Below are 3,584 nucleotides of genomic sequence, written 5' to 3'. Positions count from 1 at the left end.
GCCGTCACCGGCCATCAGCGCGCCGTTCTGGGCGCCCTTCTCGCGCAGGATGCGGGTCAGCTTGCGGGTGTCGATGCCGGCGATGGCGACCACGCCACGCTGGATCAGCCAGTCCTGCAGCGACACCTGGCTGCGCCAGCTGCTCGGGCGGCGCGGTACATCGCGCACGATCAGGCCGGCCGACCACACCTTGGACGCTTCATTGTCCTGGTCGGTCATGCCGGTGTTGCCAATGTGCGGATAGGTCAGCGTGACCATCTGCCGGGCGTAGGACGGGTCGGTCAACACTTCCTGGTAGCCGGTCATGGCGGTGTTGAACACCACCTCACCGACGGACAGGCCGGGCGCGCCTACGGATTCGCCCTCGAATACGGTGCCGTCTTCGAGGACGAGGATTGCGGCTTGGGTCACGGAATTCTCACTTTGGCTACCGAGGGGGTGCCGAAGTCACGCCTGCGCTTCACGGAAATCCGGTTGCAAAAAAGCGCGGACGTACGGTCTGGGACCGGTCCGGCTTTCGTGATTCGGCGAGTGCGAATTGTAGCGGTGCCGGGGCGCGCGCGCCAGCGGTTATCGCCATTCATGAACAGGCGATTGCGCATTCATTTCAATCCGGGGGCGTATGTGGGCCGATGACCGGGCCGCTGCCATCCCACCTGCCCGGCTCCGGTAGGCGCCAACCTTGGTTGGCGCGTTCAGCAACGGCTGCCAACCAAGGTTGGCATCTACCATCGACCCGGGCCCGTTACCCGGGCCCGTCCAACAGGTCCCTTACCCGGTAGCTGCCCGCCGCCCGGCCCTGCAGCTGGCGAGCGGCAAACAGCGCCCCGCGGGCGAAGATGTCGCGGTTGGTGGCCCGGTGCACCAGCTCGATGCGCTCGCCCAGACCGGTGAACTGCACCAGATGCTCGCCGACGATGTCACCGGCGCGCAGGCTGGCGTACTGCGGCTCAGCCCCGCCCCGCTGTGCCGCTGCGCCCAGGGTCAGTGCCGTGCCCGAGGGCGCGTCCTTCTTCTGCGTATGGTGCGACTCGACGATGTCGCAGTTCCAGCCCGCCAGGGCCTGCGCAGCGCGCTCCACCAGCTCATCCAGTACCGCCACGCCCAGGCTGAAGTTCGACGCCCACACCAGCGGGATCTTCACCGCCGCCGACTCCAGCGCCTGGCGCTGCGCAGTGGAAATGCCGGTGGTGCCCGACACCAGCCCGGCGCCGCGCTCCACGCACAGTGCCAGCAGCGCATCGAAGCCCTCCGGCAGGCTGAAGTCGATCGCCACGTCGAAAACCGGCGCCCCCGGCAACTCGCTGGCGGCGAAGAACGGCACACCATCGATCACCCGCTGGGCCGGCGCGCGGCCGGTCACCGCAGCGACGATCTGCAGGGAATCAGGGTGTTCGGCGGCCAGCCGCAACAGGGCCTGGCCCATGCGCCCGGAGGCGCCGTGAATAAGCAATCGCAGGGGAGTCTGGTTCATGCACGCAGGCTAGCGGCAGCACGCATGGTCCGGCAAGCACTGTCGCTGCTACGCTGCGTGCCCTTTTGCCATGGATTGCCTGACCATCATGCAGATCAGCGAACAGCTGGTACTGGTCACCGGCGCCGGTCGCGGCCTCGGCCAGCACATCGCCCGCACCTTCGCCGCGCAGGGCGCGCGGGTTGTCATCAACTATCACCGCAGCGAAGCGGCCGCACGCGCTCTGGCCAGCGAACTGGGCGGCCAGGCCATCGCCCTGCAGGCCGACGTCACCGACCGCGCCCAGGTCGACAGCCTGCTGCAGCACGCACTGGCGCACTTCGGCCAGGGCGTGACCACCGTGGTCAACAACGCGTTGGCCGCGTTCTCGTTCAATGGCGATGCCCGCGACAACGCCGCCAACATCGGCTGGCCGACCTTCCAGGCACAGTTCGAAGGCAGCGTGCGCGGCGCCCTCAATACCGTGCAGGCTGCCCTACCCGGCATGCAGGCGCGGCGGTTCGGCCGGATCATCAACATCGGCACCAACCTGTTCCAGAACCCGGTGGTGCCCTACCACGACTACACCGCCGCCAAGGCCGCGCTGCTGTCGCTCACCCGCACCCTGGCCGGCGACCTCGGCCCGCACGGCATCACCGTCAACATGCTGTCCGGCGGCCTGCTGCGCACGACCGATGCCAGCGCCGCCACGCCGGAAGCCGTATTCGACTACATCGCCGCCAACACGCCGCTGCGCAGCGTCACCACCCCGGCCGAGTTCGCCGATGCCGCGCTGTTCTTCGCCAGCCCATGGGCGCGCGCGGTGACCGGGCAGAATCTGGTGGTCGACGGCGGCCTGGTGCGGGACTGAACGGATGCGCATTTCAGAGGTCGCGCGCCGCACCGGCGCCAGCGCCAAGGCAATCCGCCTGTACGAGGCACGCGGCCTGCTGCCGCCAGTGCCGCGCCTGAACCGCTATCGCGACTACAGCGAGCAGGACGTAGCCTGGGTGCAATTGATCCGGCAGGCGCTGGGACTGGGCATCGGCCTGGCCGCAATTTCCCGTCTGCAGCGCGATGACGGCCAGCTCGATTGGACGGCGGTGCTGGCCCTGCTGGAGCGCCAGCGCACGACGATCGCTGCAGAGCGCGAACGCCTCGCCCGCGTCGAGATCGCGTTGCAGCAGGTGGGCGACGAACTGCGGCAATGGCTGCAGCAGGGCGACGGCACCTGCGTACTGGTCCCCGCTGGCTGCACTGCCGCGGTTTGACTCTGCCCTTGGGGCATAGCGCAACGTCGGGTGCTTTCTGGCCCCCGAGACTGCCGTGCCCCGCTCCATCCTGATCCTGCTTGGCCATCCCGACCGCGACAGCCTGTGCGGCGCCCTCGCCCAGCGATACGCGACCGCCGCCGGCAACGCCGGTCACCACGTGCGCATGATCGCCCTGGGCGACCTTCAGTTCGACCCGGTGCTGCGCCACGGATATCGTCAGATCCAGCCGTTGGAAGCCGACCTGCAGGATGCCGCCGACGCGATCCAGGCCTGCGATCATCTTGTGCTGGTCTACCCGACCTGGTGGGGGGCGATGCCGGCCCTGCTGAAGGGCTTCTTCGACCGCGTGCTGCTGCCAGGCTTCGCCTTCCGCTACCGGCGCGATTCGGTCTGGTGGGACCGGCTGCTGGCAGGGCGCAGCGCGCGGGTCATCACCACCCTGGATACGCCCCCCTGGTACTACCGCTGGATCTACCGCGACCCGGGCATCGCCCAGATCCGCAGCACCATCCTGGAATTCTGTGGCATCCGCCCGGTGCGGGTCAGCCGCTTGGGCGCCGTGCGCAGCAGCACGGCCCAACAGCGCGAACGCTGGCTGGCCCAGATTGCCGATCTGGGTGCGCAGGCACGCTGACGCATCGCGGCAAACTGCTCGCCTCGCCCTGCCCGCAACATGGATCCACGCCAAGCATGGATGATCAATTCCGACGCCGCTGGAGGGCGGCGCGGGAGATGAGTAGATCCACGCCATGCGTGGATGAATCCCTGACCGTGCGGACCCAGTTTCGTACCCAGCAAAGCAGGAAAGGCAGCCTCAGTGCTGCTTCGGCGGCGTCGGCCCGCAGCTGTCACAGCCA

Annotated in this window: 5 protein-coding genes; 3 read left to right on the top strand and 2 right to left on the bottom strand. The window is 68.4% G+C overall.

Going from position 1 to position 3,584, the window contains the following annotated elements; all coding sequences use genetic code 11:
* Together DBR20_RS17750 and dapB are read right to left on the bottom strand one after the other, a co-directional pair.
* Window positions 1-411 (bottom strand): carbamoyl-phosphate synthase domain-containing protein (locus DBR20_RS17750; protein WP_308812623.1); only part of this gene is annotated, 411 nt, incomplete at its 3' end.
* A gap of 334 nt (window positions 412-745) precedes the next feature.
* Window positions 746-1,474: a 4-hydroxy-tetrahydrodipicolinate reductase gene (dapB, locus tag DBR20_RS17745; protein WP_108267333.1), complete on the bottom strand. Its 729-nt coding sequence runs from the start codon at window positions 1,472-1,474 to the stop codon at window positions 746-748.
* A 70-nt stretch (window positions 1,475-1,544) separates the two neighbouring features.
* Between dapB and DBR20_RS17740 the strand changes: the two genes are divergently transcribed.
* The 3 genes from DBR20_RS17740 to DBR20_RS17730 are packed head-to-tail and all read left to right on the top strand — an operon-like array spanning window position 1,545 to window position 3,361.
* On the top strand, window positions 1,545-2,324 hold the full coding sequence (locus DBR20_RS17740) for a 3-oxoacyl-ACP reductase (protein WP_181393121.1): 780 nt from the start codon (window positions 1,545-1,547) through the stop codon (window positions 2,322-2,324).
* A 4-nt stretch (window positions 2,325-2,328) separates the two neighbouring features.
* A complete protein-coding gene (locus tag DBR20_RS17735) occupies window positions 2,329-2,724 on the top strand; it encodes a MerR family transcriptional regulator (RefSeq protein ID WP_108267331.1) in 396 nt (131 codons plus the stop codon).
* A 55-nt stretch (window positions 2,725-2,779) separates the two neighbouring features.
* Window positions 2,780-3,361 (top strand): NAD(P)H-dependent oxidoreductase, encoded by a 582-nt coding sequence (locus DBR20_RS17730; RefSeq protein WP_108267329.1) that lies wholly within the window; start codon window positions 2,780-2,782, stop codon window positions 3,359-3,361.
* The last annotated feature ends 223 nt before the right edge of the window (window positions 3,362-3,584 follow it).

The sequence above is a fragment of the Stenotrophomonas sp. HMWF023 genome (assembly GCF_003060985.1).
GTDB classification, from domain to species: Bacteria; Pseudomonadota; Gammaproteobacteria; order Xanthomonadales; family Xanthomonadaceae; genus Stenotrophomonas; species Stenotrophomonas lactitubi.
The sequence above is the reverse complement of the archived record's forward strand: the minus strand, read 5'-3'. Positions and strand labels throughout refer to the sequence as shown.

Coding starts and splice junctions, on each gene's coding strand:
- dapB (WP_108267333.1), bottom strand. CDS start 1,474: ATGAACCAGACTCCCCTGCGATTGCTTATTCACGGCGCCTCCGGGCGC.
- DBR20_RS17740 (WP_181393121.1), top strand. CDS start 1,545: ATGGATTGCCTGACCATCATGCAGATCAGCGAACAGCTGGTACTGGTC.
- DBR20_RS17735 (WP_108267331.1), top strand. CDS start 2,329: ATGCGCATTTCAGAGGTCGCGCGCCGCACCGGCGCCAGCGCCAAGGCA.